Source organism: Microbacterium sp. BWT-B31, assembly GCF_041379855.1.
Classification (GTDB): domain Bacteria; phylum Actinomycetota; class Actinomycetes; order Actinomycetales; family Microbacteriaceae; genus Microbacterium.
The window spans coordinates 163,337-182,069 of sequence record NZ_JBFECU010000005.1 but is presented as its reverse complement, the minus strand read 5'-3'; the positions used below and the strand labels follow the sequence as shown (position 1 = coordinate 182,069).

Below are 18,733 nucleotides of genomic sequence, written 5' to 3'. Positions count from 1 at the left end.
TCCCGCAGGAATACGGCGCACGCCCCGGCGGGTTGGCTCTGGGGATGAGCAACACACCCGCCCCGGCCCTGTCCGTCCTCGACCTGGTGCCGGTGCGCACCGGGCAGACCAGCGCGCAGGCGGTGGCGGCATCCCTCGGCGTCGCGCAGGCGGCGGACCGGCTCGGCTACCGCCGGTACTGGTTCGCCGAGCACCACAACATGCCGGCGGTGGCCTCGACCGCCCCGCCCGTGCTGATCGCCGCGGCGGCGGCGCGCACCGAGCGCATCCGGGTGGGGTCGGGCGGGGTGATGCTGCCCAACCACTCGCCGCTCATCGTGGCCGAGCAGTTCGCGGCGCTCGAGGCGATCGCGCCGGGCCGCATCGACCTCGGCATCGGGCGCGCACCGGGCAGCGACCCGGTGATCACGCAGCTGCTGCGCCAGAGCGGCACGACGAGCGACGTCGACCGGTTCCCCGACAACATCAACGACATCGTGGCGCTCGTCTCGGGCGAGGGCGCGACGGTGCGGTTCACGTCGGGCAGCACGTACGGCGTGCACGCGACGCCGGCCGCGACGACCACGCCCGAGGTGTGGCTGCTCGGATCGAGCGACTACTCGGCGCGCCTGGCGGCGGCCTTCGGCCTGCCGTACGTGTTCGCGAACCACTTCTCGGGTGAGGGCCTCGAGCGCGCGCTGGCGCTGTACCGCACCGAGTTCCAGCCGAACGAGCAGCACCCCGAGCCGCGCACGTTCCTCACCGCGAACGTCATCGCCGCGCCCACCGCCGAAGAGGCCGAAGAGCGCGCCCTCCCCCAGCTGCACATGATGGCGCGGCTGCGCACGAACATGCCCCTCGTGCCGCTCGAGACGGTCGAGCAGGCCAAGGCCAACCGCGACTTCGACGGGCTGGCCGAGACCATCATGGCCCAGGCGCGGTCGCGCTGGTTCGTCGGCACGGGTGCGGATGCGGCATCCGCCCTCTCGTCCTTCGCCCAGCAGCACGGCGTCGACGAGGTCATGATCTCTCCGGTCGCTGCCGCTTATGACGGTGAGCCGGCCGATGCCGCACCCGGCCGCATCCAGACGCTGGAGCTGCTCGCCGCCGACCTGCTCGGCTGACGGCACTGCCGCCGAGATCTGCCGTTCTTCGGATGCTTCGCGCGCGAGCGGTCCGAACAACGGCGTCTCTCCGCAGAACGGTCGGCGCGCTCACCGAGCGGAGCGCAGCGGGATCCACTCCACCGACGTCGTGAGCTCGTCGAGGATCTCGGGGATCGGCTCGACCCCGATGCCGGGGCCGGTGGGCACGTCGAGATGCCCGTCACGCATCACGAACGGCGGGGTGATGTCGACCTCGTAGAACCGGCCGCTCGCCGACACGTCGCCCGGCAGCGTGAAGCCCGGAAGCGACGCGAGCGCGATGTTCGCGGCACGCCCGATGCCGGACTCGACCATGCCCCCGCACCACACCGGAACGCCCGCCCCGAGGCAGTAGTCGTGCATGCGGCGCGCCTCGAGGTAGCCGCCCACCCGGCCGGGCTTGATGTTGATGATGCGCGTCGCCCCCAGGCGCACGGCGGCCACGGCCGTCTCGGTCGAGGTGATCGACTCGTCGAGGCAGATCGGGGTCTTCACGACCCGGGCGAGATCGGCGTGGCCGAGCACGTCCTCCTCGTCGAGTGGCTGCTCGATCAGCAGCAGGTCGAACTCGTCGAGCTGCGCGAGGTGTCCGGCGTCGTCCCGCGTGTACGCGGTGTTCGCGTCGACCTGCAGCCACACGTCGCCGAACCGCTCGCGCACAGCGCGCACGGGTGCGACATCCCAACCCGGCTCGATCTTGAGCTTGATGCGCACGTACCCCTCGTCGAGGTAACCGCCGACGGCGTCGAGCAGCTGCGGGATGGAGTCCATGATCCCCACCGACACCCCGCACGGCACGCGGTCGGCGACCGACCCGAGCTCGTTCGCGAGCGAGCGAGCGAGCCCCCGCAGCTCCGCGTCGAGAAGGGCGGCCTCGAGTGCGGCCTTCGCCATGCGATGACCCTTGAACGGATGCAGCGCCCCGGCCACCTCGTCGGCATCCCCGACCCCCGCGAGGGCGGGGATCAGAAACCTGCGCATGACGTCCGCCGCGCCGTCGACGTACTCGGGCGAGTAGAGCGGATCTGCCCCGGCGACGCATTCGCCCCAGCCGTCGGCGGCATCCGTCACCGCCTTCACCAGCAGGATGTCGCGCGCGGTCTGCGTGCCGAACGACGTGCGGAACGGCGTCACCAGCGGCATCGCGACCCGCCGCAGCTCGAACCCCTCGACCTTCATCGAGCGCCCTCGCTCCGGCTCGCGGCGAGCGGCCGATCGGGCGCCCACGAGATGAGCTTGTGCGGGCGCAGCACGACCGCGAGCGTGTACTGGTCGATGACACGGTCGATCGTCCATTGCAGGCGGTCGAGCCCGGCCTGGTACTTCTCGAGGTACGCGGCACGGTGGCGCTCGAGCCACACCGCCGTCGGCTCCGGCGAGAACTCGGCCGTGCCCTGCAGCACCTGCACGTTCTCACCGTCCCACTCGGTCTGCAGGTGGAACACCGCCCGCGGATCGGCGGCGAGGTTGCGCGCCTTCACCGAGCGCGGCTGCACGAAGACGACCACGGTGCCGTCGATCCACAGGAACCACACCGGGACCGCGTGCGGGAAGCCGTCGCGACCGGCCGTGCCGAGCCATCCCACCTCCTCCGACTCGAGGCGTTCGAGCGCGAGGGCGTGCAGCGGCACGGCGGGGTCGAGCACGAGCGGCGCCGACACGTCAGACCTCGGGCTCGCCGCTGATCAGCCCGCGCAGCCAGTCGCGGGCCTCGACGAAGACGTCGTCGGAGTAGCGCTCGGGGTAGTGCACGACGGCGCGGTCGGCGCGCGGATACGACCCGAGGAACACGACCTTCGGGCTGAAGCGGCGCAGCCCCAAGAGCGCGTCGGCCATGCGCTCGTCGTGGATGTGCCCGTCGGCGTCGATCACGAACCGGTACCGCCCGAGCGCGTCGCCGATCGGGCGCGACGCCAGCAGCGACAGGTTGATGCCGCGCGTCGCGAACTGCTCCAGCATCTCGAGCAGGGCACCGGGGTGGTCCTCGGGCAGCTCGGCGATGAGCGAGGTCTTGTCGGCGCCGGTGGGGGGCGGCGCCGCGACCGTGCGGCTCACCAGCACGAAGCGCGTCACCGCGTTGGGGTTGTCGCCGATGTGCTCGGCGAGAAGCTCCAGCTCGTGGTGCTCGAGGATCCCGGGCGGGGCGATCGCGGCATCCGCCCCGTTCGTGCCCTCGAGCACGCCCAGAGCGCTGGCGACATTGCTCGCGGCGGGAATGTGCGAATGCGCGGGAAGGGTCTCGGCGAGCCACTGCAGGCACTGCGCGTACGCGACCGGATGCGCCGCCACGACCGACACGTCTTCGAGACGCGTGCCCGGCCGGGCGACCAGCACGAAGTCGACCGGCACGAGGTACTCGCCCACGATGCGGAGCCCCGGCACGGTCGCGAGGGCGTCCTGCGCGGTCGACACGCCCCCGTCGACGGAGTTCTCGATCGCGATCATCGCGCCGTCCGAGGTTTCGTCGACGACGTCCGACAGCGCCTCGCCGACGTTGCGGACGGGCCGCCAGATCTGGTCGCGGGCCTCGGGCACCTGGGCGAGCGCGGCTTCGGTGAAGGTGCCGGCCGGCCCGAGATAGCTGTAGGTACGGCGCACGGATGCCTCTGCCAGGTCGGTCACGGCGTTCAGCCTAGCCGCGGCCGGCCCCCGCCCGCCCCCTTCAGCCTCGTGAGACCGCAGACCCACGCCGGTGCCGTCTCACGGGCCCGAGAACCCCGCGCGCACGGGCCTTGTCGGCGACGGCGGCTCGGTCTACGTTGGCGGCATCGATGTCGAACCCTCGCCGATACTGGGGCGCGATGAGGAGTTGGGCCGCCTCCACGCGCTGATCGCGGGCGCCCGCAACGGCACCGCCGGCGCCCTGCTGGTGGTCGGCGACCCCGGAATCGGCAAGAGCATGCTGCTCGGCGAGGCCGCGAAGTTCGCCGCGCACTGCCGCGTGCTCGAGCTCACGGGATTCGAGGTGGAGTCGGACTTCGCCTACGGGGGTCTGCAGCGCCTGGGCCGCGTGCTCGACGCGCAGACCGACCAACTGCCCGCCCACCACCGCAGCGCGCTGCTGGTCGCAGCCGGTCTGCGCGAGGGCCCGCCGCCGAAGCGGGCGCTCGTGGCGCTGGCGGCCCTGTCGCTGCTGTCGTCGGCGAGCGAGGTCGCACCGCTCGTGGTGCTCGTCGACGATGCGCACCACCTCGACCCCGAGTCGCTCGGCGTGCTCGGCTTCGTCGCGCGGCGGCTGTCGGCCGAGGCGGTCGCCGTGATCTTCGCGGCACGCGAGGAGGAGCCGGTCACCGCGGCGCTCGCCGGTGTGCCCGTGCAGCGCCTCGCGGGGCTGGAGCTTCCGGCCGCCGAGGCGCTGCTGACGCGGCTGGCGGGCGCGCCCCTGGACCCGGCGGTGGTGTCGGCGCTGACGGCGAGCACCGGCGGCAACCCGCTCGCACTCACCGAGCTGGCACTCGAGAGCGACCCCCAGCGGCTCACCCTCGCCGCGATCGCCCAGTCGCCGGCGCCCATCGGCGGTCGGCTCGAAGAGCACTACACCGCCCGCGTCCGCCGCCTCTCGCCCGACGCGCGCACGTGGCTGCTCGTCGCGGCGGCGGAGTCCTCGGGCGACGCCTCGGTCGTGCGCGCCGCGGCGGCGAAGCTGGGCCTGGCCGCCGACGCGTCGGCCGAACTCGAACGCAATCGGCTCGTCGAGATCCGCGACACGGTGCGGTTCCGGCATCCGATGGTCCGTTCGGCCGTCTACAACTCCGCGCCCGACGTCGAGCGGCGCGAGGTGCACGCGATCCTGCGCGTCGAGACCGCCGCGCGCGGACTCCCCGAATTCAGCGCGTGGCACGCGGCCGCGGCATCCGCCGGCACCGACGCCGACCTCGCGAGCGAGCTCGTCGAACTCGCCGACCGCGCGGCGACCCGTGGCGGGCTGTCGTCGCGGGCGAGCCTGCTCGCGCGAGCGGCCGGTCTCAGCCCGGACCCCGCGGTGCGGGACGAGCTGATCGTCGCCGCGAGCGAGGCGGCGATCGCCAGCGGCGCCGCGCGGCTCGCGCTGGAGCTGCTCGCGACCGTCGACGTCGAGGGCCTGACGGCGGTCACCCGCGGCCGCTATCTCTTCACGCGCGCGATCAGCGGGCTGTTCCTCGGCGACACTCCGGCGCTGCTGACGGGCGCGGCCACGCTGGTCGAGGCCGCCGACAGCTTCGGCTCGATCGCCCCCGAGGCCCAGCAGCGCGCCCTGATGCACGCGCTCAACTTCGTGCAGAGCGCCGAGCACCGCTCGGCGTCGATCTCGATGACCGAGCTCGGGCTGCGGTTCCGCGCGGGCGCGGACGCCGCGGACGGGACGTACGCCGTCATGCTGCGCGCGCTCGCGGCCTTCATCCTCGACCCGTACGAGGTGGCGCTGCCCCATCTCGAGGCGGCCGCGACGATGCTCGAAGGGCTCGACGACGCGCTGCTGCTCGAGTTCAGCTTCTGCACCGTGTCTCCGACGGTGGGCCTGTGGGACCCGGATGCCGCGGCCCGCCTGCTCTCGCGGACCGCCCGCGTCGCGCGAGAGCTGGGCGCCGTCCGCGAGGCCGACGCCGTGCTGTGGGTGCTGAGCGCCGTCGAGCTCACGCGCGGCGACCCCGCGCAGGCGAGCAGCTACATGGAGCAGGCGGCGCAGCTGCGCCGGGCGGTCGGCTACGCCGACGAGCAGGTCGTGAACGCCGCGCTGCTGCCGTGGCAGGGCGCCCCCGATGAGGCGGTGCTGCCGATCGCCGACGCGCTGGCGGCGGCGGGGTGGCACGGGGTCTGGCGGATGGCTGCCGCCGCGGTCGGCATCGGCCAGCTCGCCGACGGGCGCTTCGAGGATGCGTACGCGACACTGCGCCCGCTCGTCGCACAGCCCTTCCTGCAGGCGAGCTTCCACCAGCTCGGCGAGTTCGTCGAAGCGGCGGTGAAGACCGGCAGACGCGACGAGGCAGAGGCGACGGCGGGCGAGATCCACCGGCTCGCGCAGGTCAACCGCCGGCCCTGGCTGCTCGGAATCGACGAACGGTGCAGGGCGCTGCTGAGCGACGATGAGACGGCACAGGCTCACTACGAGGCATCCCTCGCCGCTCTGGACACGACCGAGGTGATCGGCGATCGGGCGAGGGCGCGCCTGATGTACGGCGAGTGGCTGCGGCGGCAGCGACGCCGCCGCGACGCGCGCGATCAGCTTCACGCCGCGCTGACGCTCTTCGAGCAGACCGGTGCGATGCGGTTCGCGGCGCGCGCACGACGCGAGCTCGCCGCGCTCGGCGAGAGCCCCGCGATGATCGCGCAGCCGGCGATCGCCCTCACGTCCCAGGAGGCGGTCATCGCCCGCCTCGCCGCCGACGGCGCGACGAACGCTGAGATCGGCGCGAGCCTGTTCATCAGCCGCAACACCGTCGATTACCACCTGCGCAAGATCTTCCGCAAGCTCGGTGTGAACTCGCGCCGGCAGCTCGCCGACGCCGTCCGGACGCCCGCGGGAGAGACCGCGTAGCGATCGCCGCGGGCGTCGAGACTACGTGCCGTGCGTGGTGCGCGGGACGCCGACCCGCGAGCACGATGGCGACCACAGACACACCACGAGGGGGTTGCCATGCCGTACGTGAACACGGACGACGGGACGCAGCTGTTCTACAAGGACTGGGGCGGCGGCAGCCCGGTGCTGCTCAGTCACGGCTGGCCGCTCAACAGCGACGCGTGGGAGGCCGCCGCCCTCTTTCTCGCCGAGCACGGTCACCGCGCGATCGCACACGACCGACGCGGTCACGGCAAGTCCGCCCAGACGTGGTCCGGCAACGACATGGACACCTACGCCGACGACCTCGCCTGCCTCATCGAGCATCTCGACCTTCAGGACCTGACGCTCGTCGGGCACTCCACCGGCGGCGGAGAGGTGCTGCACTACCTCGCCCGCCACGGCTCGGCGCGGGTCGCGAAGCTCGTCCTCGTCTCGTCGGTGCCCCCGCTGATGGTGCACACCGACGACAACCCCGGGGGCCTTCCGATCGACGTGTTCGACGGGATCCGCGCCGGCGAGGCGCACAACCGCTCGCAGCTCTACCGCGACCTCGCCGACGGCCCGTTCTTCGGGAACAACCGGTCCGGCGACGTGCCGCAGGGCACCCGCGACGCGTTCTGGCTTCAGGGGCTGGCATCCGGCACCCGCAACGCCCACGAGTGCATCGCCGCCTTCTCGGCGACCGATTTCCGCCCCGACCTCGCGAAGGTCGACGTGCCGCTGCTGGTGATCCACGGCGACGACGACCAGATCGTGCCGTTCGAGATCAGCGGGAGGCTGTCGGCCGCTGCCGTGCCCGGCGCACAGCTGATCGTGTACGAGGGCGGCGCGCATGGCCTTCCCGACACCGACCGCGAGCGGCTGCACGCCGACCTGCTCACGTTCATCGAGGCCTGACGGCCCCCACACGAAAGGCGACACCATGTCTGACGCATCCGTTCCCGCCCCGCTGCCGCCCGTCGTGCTGGTGCACGGGCTGTGGATGACCCCGTCCAGCTGGGACACGTGGGCCGGCCGCTTCCGCCAGCGCGGCCACGAGGTCATCGCACCCGGCTGGCCGGGCATCGACGACCGCAGCCCCGCAGACGTGCGCCGCGACCCGAGCGCGCTCGAGAACGTGTCGATCGTCGAGATCGTCGACTCGTACGACCGCGTGATCCGGGCACTGCCGGCCCCGCCGATCATCATGGGGCACTCGTTCGGCGGGATCTTCGCGCAGATGCTCCTGGACCGCGGACTGGGCGTCGCGGGCGTCGGCGTGGAGCCAGGGCAGCCAGCGGGGGTGCTCACGCTGCCGTTGTCGACCCTGCGCACCGGCTTGCCGATCCTCGCCAACCCGTTCCGCAAGTCCAAGGCGAACGCGTTCACCAAGCGGCACTTCCACTACACGTTCGGCAACGACCTCAGCCGCGAGGCATCCGATGTCGAGTGGGAGAAGTCCGCGGTCAACTCGGTGAACCGGGTGTTCTTCGAGGGGGTGCTGTCGCTGCCGAAGGAGAAGACCGGACTGACCCACGTCGATTTCCGCAAGCCCGACCGGGCGCCGCTGCTGCTCATCTCGGGCGAGATCGACCACGTCGCGCCGCCTGCGATCCAGAGGGCCGCGCTGAAGCACTATGCGCAGGGCACGGCCCTGGTCGAGCAGATCGAGTTCCCGGGTCGCACGCACCGCATCGTGAGCCAGGACGGCTGGGAAGAGGTCGCCGACTACGCCCTCGACTGGTCGATGGCGCACGCGCGCAGCGTGCCGGCCGCGCGCGCCGCCGCCGAGGCCACCGCCGGAAGGACGAAGACGAACGCGTGAACGGATGCCGCGCCGCGGCGCGGCCCGCATCGGGACGCTTGTCGTCGTGACGCCCGGCTCCCGTCGATGACGCCTCGACGGGACAGAATCGCCCTGCTCGCGGCAGACTAGGCCCATGAGCCGCGCAGGACAGCCAGCCGAAGCATCCGACCTCATCGACATCGATGAGCTGATCGGCGCCTACTACGACAAGAAGCCCGACCCCGCCGTCCCGGCGCAGCGCGTCGCGTTCGGCACGAGCGGTCACCGCGGGTCGGCGCTCACGTCGAGCTTCAACGAAGACCACATCCTCGCGACCACGCAGGCGATCGTCGACTACCGCACGTCGCAGGGCATCTCGGGGCCGCTGTTCCTCGGGCGCGACACGCACGGCCTCTCGCGCCCCGCCGAGCGCAGCGCCGTCGAGGTGCTCGTCGCGAACGGGGTGGATGTGCGACTGGACGCGCGCGACTCGTGGGTGCCGACGCCCGCCGTGAGCCACGCGATCCTGACCTACAACCGCGGTCGCGCCGCCTCTGACCCGGGCCGTGCCGACGGCATCGTCGTGACGCCCAGCCACAACCCGCCGCGCGACGGCGGCTTCAAGTACAACCCGCCCAACGGCGGCCCCGCCGACGTCGACGCCACGAGCTGGATCGCCGACCGCGCCAACGCCCTCATCGCCGCGGGACTCGAGGGGGTCGCGCGCACGCGCTACGCCGACCTCGACGGCGACGCGATCAGCACGTACGACTTCCGCGACGTGTACGTGCGCGACCTCGCGAACATCATCGACCTCGACGCGATCCGCGCGTCGGGCATCCGCATCGGGGCGGACCCGCTGGGCGGGGCATCCGTCGACTACTGGGCCCTCATCGGCGAGGTGTACGGGCTGAACCTCACCGTCGTGAACCCCGACGTCGACCCGACGTGGCGCTTCATGACGCTCGACTGGGACGAGAAGATCCGCATGGACCCGTCCTCTCCCTACGCGATGGCGGCGCTCGTCGAGCGGCGCCACGACTACGACCTGCTCACGGGCAACGACGCCGACGCCGACCGGCACGGCATCGTGACGCCCGACGCGGGGCTGATGAACCCCAACCACTTCCTGGCGGTCGCGATCGACTACCTCTACACGCACCGCCCCGATTGGCCGGCGGATGCCGCGGTGGGCAAGACCCTCGTGTCGTCGATGATCATCGACCGCGTCGTCGCCGCGCTCGGGCGGCGGCTGTACGAGGTGCCGGTCGGGTTCAAGTGGTTCGTTCCGGGCCTGCTCGACGGGTCGATCGCGTTCGGCGGCGAGGAGTCGGCGGGCGCGTCGTTCCTGCGGCGCGCCGGCGGGGTGTGGACGACCGACAAAGACGGCATCATCCTGTGCCTGCTCGCCGCCGAGATCCTCGCGGTGACCGGCAAGACGCCGTCGCAGCGCTACGCCGAACTCGAGGCCGAGTTCGGTGCGTCGACGTACAAGCGCGTGGATGCGCCCGCGACGCCGGCGCAGAAGGCGGCGCTGGCGAAGCTGTCGCCGGATGCCGTCACCGCGACCGAGCTCGCCGGCGAGCCGATCACGGCGAAGCTGTCGCACGCACCCGGCAACGATGCGGCGATCGGCGGCCTCAAGGTCGTGACGGCCGACGCGTGGTTCGCGGCGCGCCCGTCGGGCACCGAAGACGTCTACAAGCTGTACGCCGAGTCGCTGCGCGGCCCCGAGCACCTCGCGCAGGTGCAGGACGAGGCGCGCGAGGTCGTGACCGAGGCGCTCGGCGGCGCCTGACTCCCCCGCACGCGCGACCGTGTTCGACGTCGCTGCCGCGCTCGCCGCGCGGGGCGCGGCGTGCCTGCTCGTCGTCTACGCCGGTCGCGCCCGACGAAGACCGCAGGATCAGGAAGAATGGCACGAGGGTCGGGGCGGCCGATGCCGCCGCTCAACCCTGCGCGCCGCCTCGGCGTCGCGATCCCACACCCCACCCCGAGGAGTCCCATGACCTGGCTCGTGACCGGCGGTGCCGGCTACATCGGCGCGCACATCGTGCGCGCGCTCGGCGACGCGGGGCTGTCCCCCGTCGTCATCGACGACCTGTCCAGCGGCCACGAGGAGTTCGTGCCCGCGGGCGTGCCGTTCGCGCGCGGAACGATCCTCGACCGCGACCTGGTGGAGCAGACCCTGCGTGCGCACGACGTCGAAGGCGTGATCCACGTCGCCGGCTTCAAGTACGCCGGAGTGTCGGTCGCCCGCCCGCTCCACACCTTCGCGCAGAACGTCGAAGGCACGCGCGTCGTGCTTGAGGCGATGGAGGCGGCGGGGGTGTCGAAGATCGTCTTCTCGTCGAGCGCGGCCGTGTACGGCACGCCCGACGTCGACCTCGTCACCGAGGATCTGCCCAAGCGCCCCGCGTCGCCGTACGGGGAGTCGAAGCTCATCGGCGAGTGGCTGCTGCGCGACCAGGCGGTCGCGACGGCGGGGTCGGAGCATCCGCTTCGCCACACGTCTCTGCGCTACTTCAACGTCGTCGGCTCGGCGGACCCCGCCGTCTACGACACGAGCCCGCACAACCTGTTCCCGCTCGTGTTCGAGGCGCTGCTCGAGGGGCGCACGCCCCGCATCTACGGCGACGACTACGCCACCCCGGACGGCACGAACGTGCGCGACTATGTGCACGTGGCCGACATCGCGGCGGCGCACGTCGTCGCCGCCCAGCGCCTCACGACCGGCGAGCCGATCGAGCCGGCCTACAACCTCGGTTCGCACAACGGCCTGTCGGTGAGGCAGATCATGGACGCGATGGCGCGGGTCACCGGCATCGGCTTCACGGCCGAGATCACGCCGCGCCGCCCCGGCGACCCCGACCGCATCGTCGCCACCGGCGACGTCGCCGCGCGCGACCTCGACTGGCGCAACCGCTACACGCTCGATGAGATGGTCCGCTCGGGCTGGGAGGCCAGGCGCGCGGCGCGCTGAGCTTCGGCCGGTCGCAGAAGGCCCCGGTCAAGCCGGGCCGATCCCCATTCCGATGACGTTCGCCACTGGCGGGAACGGTCCTGTCGGCCTAGCGTCGGACGTGACGCCGCGCACCCCGAGCGGTGAGAGGAGACGACATGTCGCACATCACCGTGTCCACCGAGAACTCGGTCGACGTCAGGCTGTTCTACACCGATCAGGGTGTCGGTCAGCCGGTCGTGCTGATCCACGGGTTCCCGCTGAACGGCGAGTCGTGGGGCAAGCAGCAGGCAGCGCTGCTCGACGCCGGCTACCGCGTGATCGCCTACGATCGGCGCGGTTTCGGCGCGTCGACGAAGACGGCCTCGGGCTATGACTACGACACGTTCGCGAGCGACCTGAACGTGCTGATCGAGACGCTGAACCTCACCAACGCGGTGCTCGTGGGCTTCTCGATGGGCACCGGCGAGATCGCCCGGTACCTGTCGCGCTACGGCAGCGCGCGCATCGCGAGGGTCGCGTTCCTCGGGTCGCTCGAGCCGTACCTGCTCAAGACCGAGGACAACCCCGGCGGCGCCGGCCCGCAGGAGTTCTTCGACGGCATCTCGGCGTCGGTGCGCGAGGACCGGTACGCCTTTGTCGCCGGCTTCTTCAAGGACTTCTACAACCTCGACGACACGCTCGGCTCGCGCATCTCGCAAGAGGCCCTCGACGCGAGCGTGCAGGTCGCCAACCATGCCGGCAACGCGGCGATCGCAGCGGCGCCCCTGACGTGGCCGACGGACTTTCGCGCCGACATCCCCGCGGTGGACGTCCCGGCGCTGATCCTGCACGGCACGGCCGACAACATCCTGCCGATCGACGTCACCGCCCGCCGCTTCAGGGACCTGCTGCCCGAGGCGACCTACGTCGAGATCGAAGGCGCTCCGCACGGGCTCCTGTGGACCCACGGCGCCGAGGTGAACGAGGCGCTGCTGGCCTTTCTGCGCTCATAGGCGAACCGCCCTCACACGAGCATCGAGAGCGGATGCTCCATCCGCCGCACGAACGCCGCCAGCCACCGGGCGCCCACGGCCCCGTCGATCACGCGGTGGTCCGCCGACAGCGTCACCGACATGAGGGTGCCGACCGCGAGCGCGCCGTCGACGACGACCGGCGCCGGGCGCGCCGCGCCGACCGCGAGGATGCCCGCGTGCGGCGGGTTGATGATCGCCGAGAACGACCAGACGCCGTACATGCCGAGGTTCGAGACGCCGAACGCCGCGCCCTCGAGCTCGCCGGGTGAGAGGCGCCCCGCGCGCGCCCGCGCGGCGAGTTCGCTCACGGTCGCCGACAGCTCGGTCAGCGTCAGCCGGTCGACATCGCGCACGATCGGCGTCACCAGGCCGTCGTCGACCGCGACCGCCACGGCGAGGTCGATCGTGCGGTGCCGGCGGATCACGCTCTCGCCCCACGTCGCGTTGGCCTCGGGCACGTCGGCCAGCGCGCCGGCGACCGCCTTCAGCACGAAGTCGTTGACCGACACGTGCACGCCGGCCGTCTCGGCCATCTCGGTTCGCAGTTCCAGCAGCCGGTCGACGCGGCAGTCGGCCTCGAGGTAGAAGTGCGGCACCGTGGTCTTGCTCTCGGTGAGACGGCGGGCGATCGCGCGCCGCATGCGGGTGAGCGGGATCTCTTCGACGTCCCGAGCAGCGGATGCCTCGGCCCCGGTCTCGGGAACCTCCGGCGCAGGCACGGCGGTGGGCGCGGCCGGCCCGGTCCCAGACCCCGGCGCCGCAGCCTGCGCCTCGTACGCTTCGAGATCGCGCCGCACGACGCGCCCCCCGGGGCCGGAGCCCGGGATGAGCTCGAGATCGATCCCGCGCTCGCGGGCGAGGCGGCGCACGAGCGGGCTGACCAACCGGCGCTCGGCCGGTGGATGGTGCGACGCAGCCGCGGCGACCGCGCCGTCGCCTGGCACCCCCTCGACCGTCTCGCCCGGCGCGCCGACGAGGGCGATGGGCGCGCCGATGGCGACGTCGTCGCCGGCGGCCGCGAGCAGCTTGAGAACGGTGCCCTCGACCTCGGACGCGTACTCGATGACAGCCTTCTCGGTCTCGACCTCGGCGAGCGGCGTGCCGACCGACACGGACTGGCCGGGTTCGACCAGCCACGTCTGGATCGCGGCCTCGGTCGCCCCCGCCATCACCGCGGGCATGCGCACGACGGTCGCCATCACGCGCCCCCGAACCCGGCGCGCAGCCGCTCGATGCCGGCGACGACCTCTTCGGTGCGGGCGATCGCCGCGCGTTCGAGCACCCGCGAGATGCTGGGGCTCGCCTCGCCTCCGGTCACGCGCTGCACCGGCTGGTCGAGCCAGTCGAACAGGCGCCGCTGCACCTCGTCGGCGAGCCACCCGCCGTACGACGTGCCCTGCGCGCCCTGCTCGACGATCAGCACGGCGTTGGTCTTCTTGACGGATGCCTCGATCGTGGCCCAGTCCACTGAGGCACGGTCGAGCCACCGCAGGTCGATGACGTCGGCGTCGAGCCCGGTCTGCTCGACCGCTTCGAGGCAGTGCCGCACCATCGACAGGTAGCTGATGACGGTCGCCTCGGAGCCCTCGCGGCGAAGCCCGGCCCGGCCGAGCGGCAGGCGGTAGTCGAGGTCGCCTTCGGGGATCTCGTCGACCTGCCCGTACAGGTCGATGTGCTCGATCACGAGCACGGGGTCATCGAGCGCGAGCGCGGTGTTCATGAGCCCGATGTAGTCGGCCGCGGTCGAGGGCGCGACGATGCGCCAGCCGGGGCTGGTCGCGAAGACCCCCGCGGGATCCATGAGGTGCTGAGAGCCGTAGCCCGAGCCCATCGCGACCTTCGTGCGCAGCACGAGCGGCACCGGGTTCACTCCCCCGAACATGTGCCGCGCCTTGCCGATCTGGTTGAAGACCTGGTCGGCGGCCACCCACAGGAAGTCGGGGTACATGAACTCGACGACGGGCCGGAAGCGTCCGTCGAGCGCCATGCCACCGCCGAGCCCCACGAACGCGTTCTCGCTGATCGGGGTGCCGAGCACCCGCCCGGGGAACCGTGCCGCAAGCCCCTTCGTCGCGCCGTTCGTGCCGCCGGCGAGGCGGTGAACGTCCTCGCCGAGCACGACGATGCGCTCGTCCTCCTGCATGCGCCGGGCCATCACCGCCGCGACGGCGTCGACGAACTTCGTCGGCGCGAACGGCACGTCGGCGCCGATCGGCTCGAGCGTGCGACCGCCGTCGAGCTCGCTCGCGTCGCCGCGGATGCCGACGTCGACGAATGCCGGGTCCGGCCACAGCTCGGGGCGGATCCGGCGCTTGCCGGCATCGGCGGGGTCCGTCTCGAAGAGCCGCCCCGTCACCTCGCGCATCTCGTCGAGAGCCTGTGCCCGCACCGCCGCGATATCTTCGGGCGAGACGAGCCCGAGCGTCTGCAGTTCGGCGCCGACGCGCTGGAGCGGGTCGCGCGCACGCCACTGCCCCTCCTCCTCCTTCGTGCGGTAGCCGAAGGCGCTGCCGGGGTAGGGGCCGTTCTGGTGGAAGAACCGGTATACCTCGGCCTCGACGATCGCGGGGCCCCCGCCCTCGCGCACGCGCTCCTCGACCTCGCGCATCGCGAGGTGGACGGCCAGCGGGTCCATGCCGTCGACGCGCCAGGACGGCACGGCGAAGCCCTGTCCGCGCACCGACAGGCGCACATCGGCGGTGACCTCCGACACGTGCGTCGAGACGCCGTAGAGGTTGTTCTCGATGAAGAACACGACCGGCAGCCGCCACGTCGCGGCGAGGTTCATGCTCTCCAGCACCGACCCGATCTGGCTCGCACCGTCGCCGAAGAAGTTGATGGTGAGGTCGGTCGTGCCGGCGTGCCGCTGCGCCCACGCGTTGCCGGTCGCCATCGGCGCGCCGCCGCCGACGATCGCGTTGGTGCCCAGCGCGCCGGCGGGGAGCCACTGCAGGTGCATCGAGCCGCCGCGGCCGCTCGAGTAGCCCTGCGCGAGGCCGAGGATCTCGGCGAGGGTGCGCTGCAGCACCCCGTCGACGGCGGGGGTGACGATCGCCGCGAGGTCGTGTCGCCCGCCCGCGACGTGGGTGAGCGCCTTGGCGAGAAACTGGTGGTGCCCGCGATGCGAGCCGTTGACGGCATCCGTCGACCGCAGCCCGATGATCGAGCCGACCGCCCCGCCCTCCTGCCCGATGCTCGAGTGGGCAGGCCCGTGCACGAGCCCCTCTCCGGCGAGCTCGAGCACCGTCTCTTCGAACGCGCGGATGAGGTGCAGTTGGGCGAGCATGCCGGTCAGCAGCGCCGGATCGGCCGCCTTCCAGTCGTCCGGCGTCGTCGTGAGCTGCACCCACGCAACGCCGGTCTCGAGCCGCTCGTATGCGGGCATGGTCCCACCTCCTCATCGACGCCGGGCCACCGCGCGGCAGGCCGCGCACGCACAGCATAGGCGCGCGTTGCATCCAATCACAAGACTCTTCAGCCGGATGCCTCGACTCTCGCGCTCACGTCGGCCATACTTGGATCCAATCAAGGAGGATTGCCCATGCCCATCCCCGGCCTGCGCGGCAGCGACCACCTCGGCGTGACGGTGCCCGACCTCGACGAGGCCGACGACTTCCTGGTGCGGGTGCTCGGCGCCGAGCGCTTCTACGAACTCGGACCGTTCGCCTTCGACGAGGGCGACTGGATGCGCGAGCACCTGGGCGTGCACCCGCGCACGGTCATGCGGCGCCTGCGGTTCTTCCGCCTCGGCAACGGCACGAACCTCGAGGTGTTCGAGTACGAGCCCGCCGACGGGCAGGCGCCCGAGCCCCGCAACAGCGACCTCGGCGGCCACCACCTCGCCCTCTACGTCGACGACATCGACGCCGCCGTCGACTACCTGAGATCCGAGGGCGTCCGCGTGCTCGGCGAGCCGACAGCGAGCCGCCACGCGAGCGACGGGCAGCGATGGGTGTACTTCCTGAGCCCGTGGGGCATGCAGTTCGAACTCGTGAGCTATCCCGGCGGCAAAGCCTACGAGCAGGGCACCGACCGGCGCCTGTGGCATCCGGCCCGCCCCGCGGAATGAGCCGCGCGCGAGGACTGGCCCGCGAGAGCGAGGCGAGCCGATGACGATCGACCCGGGCCCCCGCACGCGCGGCGGCGACGCCGGCGCGCGCGTGGCCAACGCCCTGCGCGCGGGCATCCTCACCGGCCAGTTCGCGCCGGGTGCCCGCATCCGTCAAGAAGACCTCGCCGAGCGCTTCGGCGCGAGCCGCGTGCCCGTGCGCGAGGCGCTGCGCATTCTCGAGCACGAAGGACTCGTGACCCTCGTCGCCAACACCGGGGCATGGGTCGCGACGCTCACGCTCGCCGAGTGCGAAGAGATCTACCGCATGCGCGAACGGCTCGAGCCGCTGCTGCTGGCCTACTCCGCGCCGAACCTCGACCCCGGCGACCTCGACCGGCTGCAGGGGCTGTCGGAGCGCATGGCGCACACTGACGACGTCGACGCGTTCCTCGAGCTGGACCGCGAGTTCCACCTCGGCACGTACCGGCGCGCCCGCACGACGCAGCTGGGCGAGCTCGTCGAGAAGCTGTGGAACACCACCCAGCCGTACCGGCGCGCCTACACCCGCTCGATCGGGCCGGACGCCCGCCGCATCGCGAACGACGAGCACCACCTGATCGTCGCGGCCCTGCGCGATGGCGACACCGAGGATGCCGAGCGCGTGGTCGCCGCGCACATCCGGCGCACGCGCAGGCAGCTGTCGCGGCATCCGCACCTGTTCGAGACGATCCGCGAGGTGCCGTAGCGGAAGCCGCCGTCGCGCGGCGCGAGTCACACCGCGGCGAGCAGCTCCCCCAGCAGCGCGGGATCGGGGTGCAGCGCGCGACGCTCGATGCGGTGGGCGAGCGCGACGACGGCGTCGTTGACGGGCGTCGGGATGCCGCGCTCGCGGCCGGTCGCCGAGACGTGCCCGTTGAGGTCGTCGACCTCGCTGTGGCGGCCCTTCGTCCAGTCCTGCAGCACCGTCGTGGTCGCACCGGGCACCACGAAGCCCGCGAAGAGCTTGTCGGTCATGGTGTCCACGACGGTCGCAGGGTTGTCGACCTCGTGCGGCTCGAGACCGAAGATCGGCAGGATGCCGTGACCCAGCGCCTGCCCGACGGCCAGCGCCTCGTTGCCCGCCGCGACCATGACGTCGCGGAAGCCGGGGGTGTGCAGCGCCTCGAGCATCGGCAGCCCGAGGATCGCCGAGGTCACCAGCAGCGTGCAGTTGCTGACGAGCTTCATCCACTTGGCCGACGCGATGTCGGAGGCCACGGCGACCGTGCCGGAGTGGCGCAGCAGCGCGGCGACCTCGTCCACGCGGTCGACGGGGCCGCCGGGCAGGGCGCCCACCGCGTACCACGACCGCGCGAGGCCGGTGTGGCGGTGCACGATGCCGGGCTCGTCCATCGTGGCCGAGCATTCGATGACCGCGCCGATGGTCCGGCCCGCTCCCACCACCTCTTCGACGACCCTCGCGGTCATGCCGTTCTGCACTCCGGCGAGAACCCCGTCCGGGGCGAGGTACGGCTCGATCAGCTGCGCCGCCCATCGCGAGTCGTAGGCCTTCATGAGCATCAGCACCACGTCGAAGCGCTCGGTGAGCTCGGCCACCTCGCACAAGTGGATGACCCGCGGGCGCACGTGCAGCTCGCCCTCGGGCGAGAGAATGCGCAGGCCCTCGGCGCGGATGCGCTCGACATGCGCCGGCCACTGCTCCACGAGCAGCGGGTCGAGCCCGGCAGCGGTCAGATCCGCGCCGATCGACGCGCCGTTCGCCCCCGCCCCGAGCACCGCGATGCGCGCGCCTGCCATGATGCCCCCTCCGTCGGGTGGACCCGATGATACAGCGCCGATGTACACCGGCGACCGGTACGCTGTGATTCTGCGGCACCCGTGGGCGTGCTGTACACCCCTGCTGGACGATCCCCTGCTGGACGATCCCCCGCTGAGACGACTCGACGAAGAGAGACAGGCCGATGATCCTGCACATCGCATCATTCCGCTGGAAGGACGAGGTCACCGAGGCCGACGTGGCCTCCGCCACCGAGGCGCTGCAGCGCATGGCAGCCGGCATCCCGGTGCTCGACTCGTATGTGGTGGGCCCGAACCTGCACCTGCGCCCCGGCGGCGCCGACTACGGCGTGGCCGCGATCGTCGCCGATGCCGCGGCGCTGGACGCCTACCTCGACGACCCCGCGCACAAGGCCGTGTACGAGTCGCACCTGGGCTGGATGATCGCCGAGCGCACCGCCGTGCAATTGCCCATCTCCGAGGGCTCGCTGAGGTGACGA

General features: G+C 72.1%; 16 protein-coding genes. 10 read left to right on the top strand and 6 right to left on the bottom strand.

The genetic code is table 11. From position 1 onward, the window contains the following. The first annotated feature begins 44 nt into the window (after nt 1-44). Nucleotides 45-1,103 carry an LLM class flavin-dependent oxidoreductase gene (locus tag AB1K54_RS07760; protein WP_371202170.1) on the top strand — a complete coding sequence of 353 codons (1,059 nt, stop codon included), beginning with the start codon at nt 45-47 and terminating at the stop codon, nt 1,101-1,103. Between the two features lie 90 nt (nt 1,104-1,193). Here AB1K54_RS07760 and menC read toward each other — a convergent pair whose 3' ends face one another. The 3 genes from menC to pheA are packed head-to-tail and all read right to left on the bottom strand — an operon-like array spanning nt 1,194 to nt 3,746. Then, the gene (menC, locus tag AB1K54_RS07755) at nt 1,194-2,303 is read right to left on the bottom strand and encodes an o-succinylbenzoate synthase (RefSeq protein ID WP_371202169.1); all 1,110 of its coding nucleotides are present in this window, start codon (nt 2,301-2,303) and stop codon (nt 1,194-1,196) included. After that, on the bottom strand, nt 2,300-2,785 hold the full coding sequence (locus AB1K54_RS07750; RefSeq protein ID WP_371202168.1) for a pyridoxamine 5'-phosphate oxidase family protein: 486 nt from the start codon (nt 2,783-2,785) through the stop codon (nt 2,300-2,302). Before AB1K54_RS07750 ends, menC begins: the two co-directional genes overlap by 4 nt. A 1-nt stretch (nt 2,786) precedes the next feature. After that, entirely contained in the window at nt 2,787-3,746 is a 960-nt protein-coding gene (gene pheA, locus AB1K54_RS07745; RefSeq protein WP_371202167.1) for a prephenate dehydratase, read from the bottom strand. A 70-nt stretch (nt 3,747-3,816) separates the two neighbouring features. Between pheA and AB1K54_RS07740 the strand changes: the two genes are divergently transcribed. The 6 genes from AB1K54_RS07740 to AB1K54_RS07715 all read left to right on the top strand — a co-directional run bounded on the left by AB1K54_RS07740 (nt 3,817) and on the right by AB1K54_RS07715 (nt 12,385). Next, a complete protein-coding gene (locus tag AB1K54_RS07740) occupies nt 3,817-6,639 on the top strand; it encodes an AAA family ATPase (RefSeq protein WP_371202166.1) in 2,823 nt (940 codons plus the stop codon). A 99-nt stretch (nt 6,640-6,738) separates the two neighbouring features. Continuing rightward, nucleotides 6,739-7,560: an alpha/beta fold hydrolase gene (locus AB1K54_RS07735; RefSeq protein WP_371202165.1), complete on the top strand. Its 822-nt coding sequence runs from the start codon at nt 6,739-6,741 to the stop codon at nt 7,558-7,560. Between the two features lie 25 nt (nt 7,561-7,585). Beyond that, nucleotides 7,586-8,467 carry an alpha/beta hydrolase gene (locus tag AB1K54_RS07730; RefSeq protein ID WP_371202164.1) on the top strand — a complete coding sequence of 294 codons (882 nt, stop codon included), beginning with the start codon at nt 7,586-7,588 and terminating at the stop codon, nt 8,465-8,467. A gap of 115 nt (nt 8,468-8,582) precedes the next feature. Further along, nucleotides 8,583-10,226, top strand: coding sequence for a phosphoglucomutase (alpha-D-glucose-1,6-bisphosphate-dependent) (gene pgm, locus AB1K54_RS07725; protein ID WP_371202163.1), 1,644 nt, complete (start codon nt 8,583-8,585; stop codon nt 10,224-10,226). A 207-nt stretch (nt 10,227-10,433) separates the two neighbouring features. Further along, the gene (gene galE / locus AB1K54_RS07720; RefSeq protein WP_371202162.1) at nt 10,434-11,411 is read left to right on the top strand and encodes a UDP-glucose 4-epimerase GalE; all 978 of its coding nucleotides are present in this window, start codon (nt 10,434-10,436) and stop codon (nt 11,409-11,411) included. 137 nt (nt 11,412-11,548) lie between these two features. Continuing rightward, nucleotides 11,549-12,385: an alpha/beta fold hydrolase gene (locus AB1K54_RS07715; RefSeq protein WP_371202161.1), complete on the top strand. Its 837-nt coding sequence runs from the start codon at nt 11,549-11,551 to the stop codon at nt 12,383-12,385. Nucleotides 12,386-12,396: 11 nt separating this feature from the next. On the opposite strand, the gene AB1K54_RS07710 is transcribed toward AB1K54_RS07715, so the two are convergent. Both AB1K54_RS07710 and AB1K54_RS07705 read right to left on the bottom strand, forming a co-directional pair. Continuing rightward, the gene (locus AB1K54_RS07710; RefSeq protein WP_371202160.1) at nt 12,397-13,605 is read right to left on the bottom strand and encodes a dihydrolipoamide acetyltransferase family protein; all 1,209 of its coding nucleotides are present in this window, start codon (nt 13,603-13,605) and stop codon (nt 12,397-12,399) included. Then, entirely contained in the window at nt 13,605-15,791 is a 2,187-nt protein-coding gene (locus AB1K54_RS07705) for a thiamine pyrophosphate-dependent enzyme (RefSeq protein WP_371202159.1), read from the bottom strand. The genes AB1K54_RS07710 and AB1K54_RS07705 overlap by 1 nt, the downstream gene beginning before the upstream one ends. 156 nt (nt 15,792-15,947) lie before the next feature. Between AB1K54_RS07705 and AB1K54_RS07700 the strand changes: the two genes are divergently transcribed. Further along, entirely contained in the window at nt 15,948-16,475 is a 528-nt protein-coding gene (locus tag AB1K54_RS07700; protein WP_371202158.1) for a VOC family protein, read from the top strand. A 40-nt stretch (nt 16,476-16,515) separates the two neighbouring features. Continuing rightward, nucleotides 16,516-17,202: a GntR family transcriptional regulator gene (locus tag AB1K54_RS07695; protein WP_371202157.1), complete on the top strand. Its 687-nt coding sequence runs from the start codon at nt 16,516-16,518 to the stop codon at nt 17,200-17,202. 26 nt (nt 17,203-17,228) lie between these two features. On the opposite strand, the gene AB1K54_RS07690 is transcribed toward AB1K54_RS07695, so the two are convergent. After that, nucleotides 17,229-18,254: a ketopantoate reductase family protein gene (locus AB1K54_RS07690; RefSeq protein ID WP_371202156.1), complete on the bottom strand. Its 1,026-nt coding sequence runs from the start codon at nt 18,252-18,254 to the stop codon at nt 17,229-17,231. Nucleotides 18,255-18,418: 164 nt separating this feature from the next. Here AB1K54_RS07690 and AB1K54_RS07685 point away from each other — a divergent pair, with 164 nt between their 5' ends. Further along, nucleotides 18,419-18,730, top strand: coding sequence for a Dabb family protein (locus tag AB1K54_RS07685; protein WP_371202155.1), 312 nt, complete (start codon nt 18,419-18,421; stop codon nt 18,728-18,730). Nucleotides 18,731-18,733: the final 3 nt, after the last annotated feature.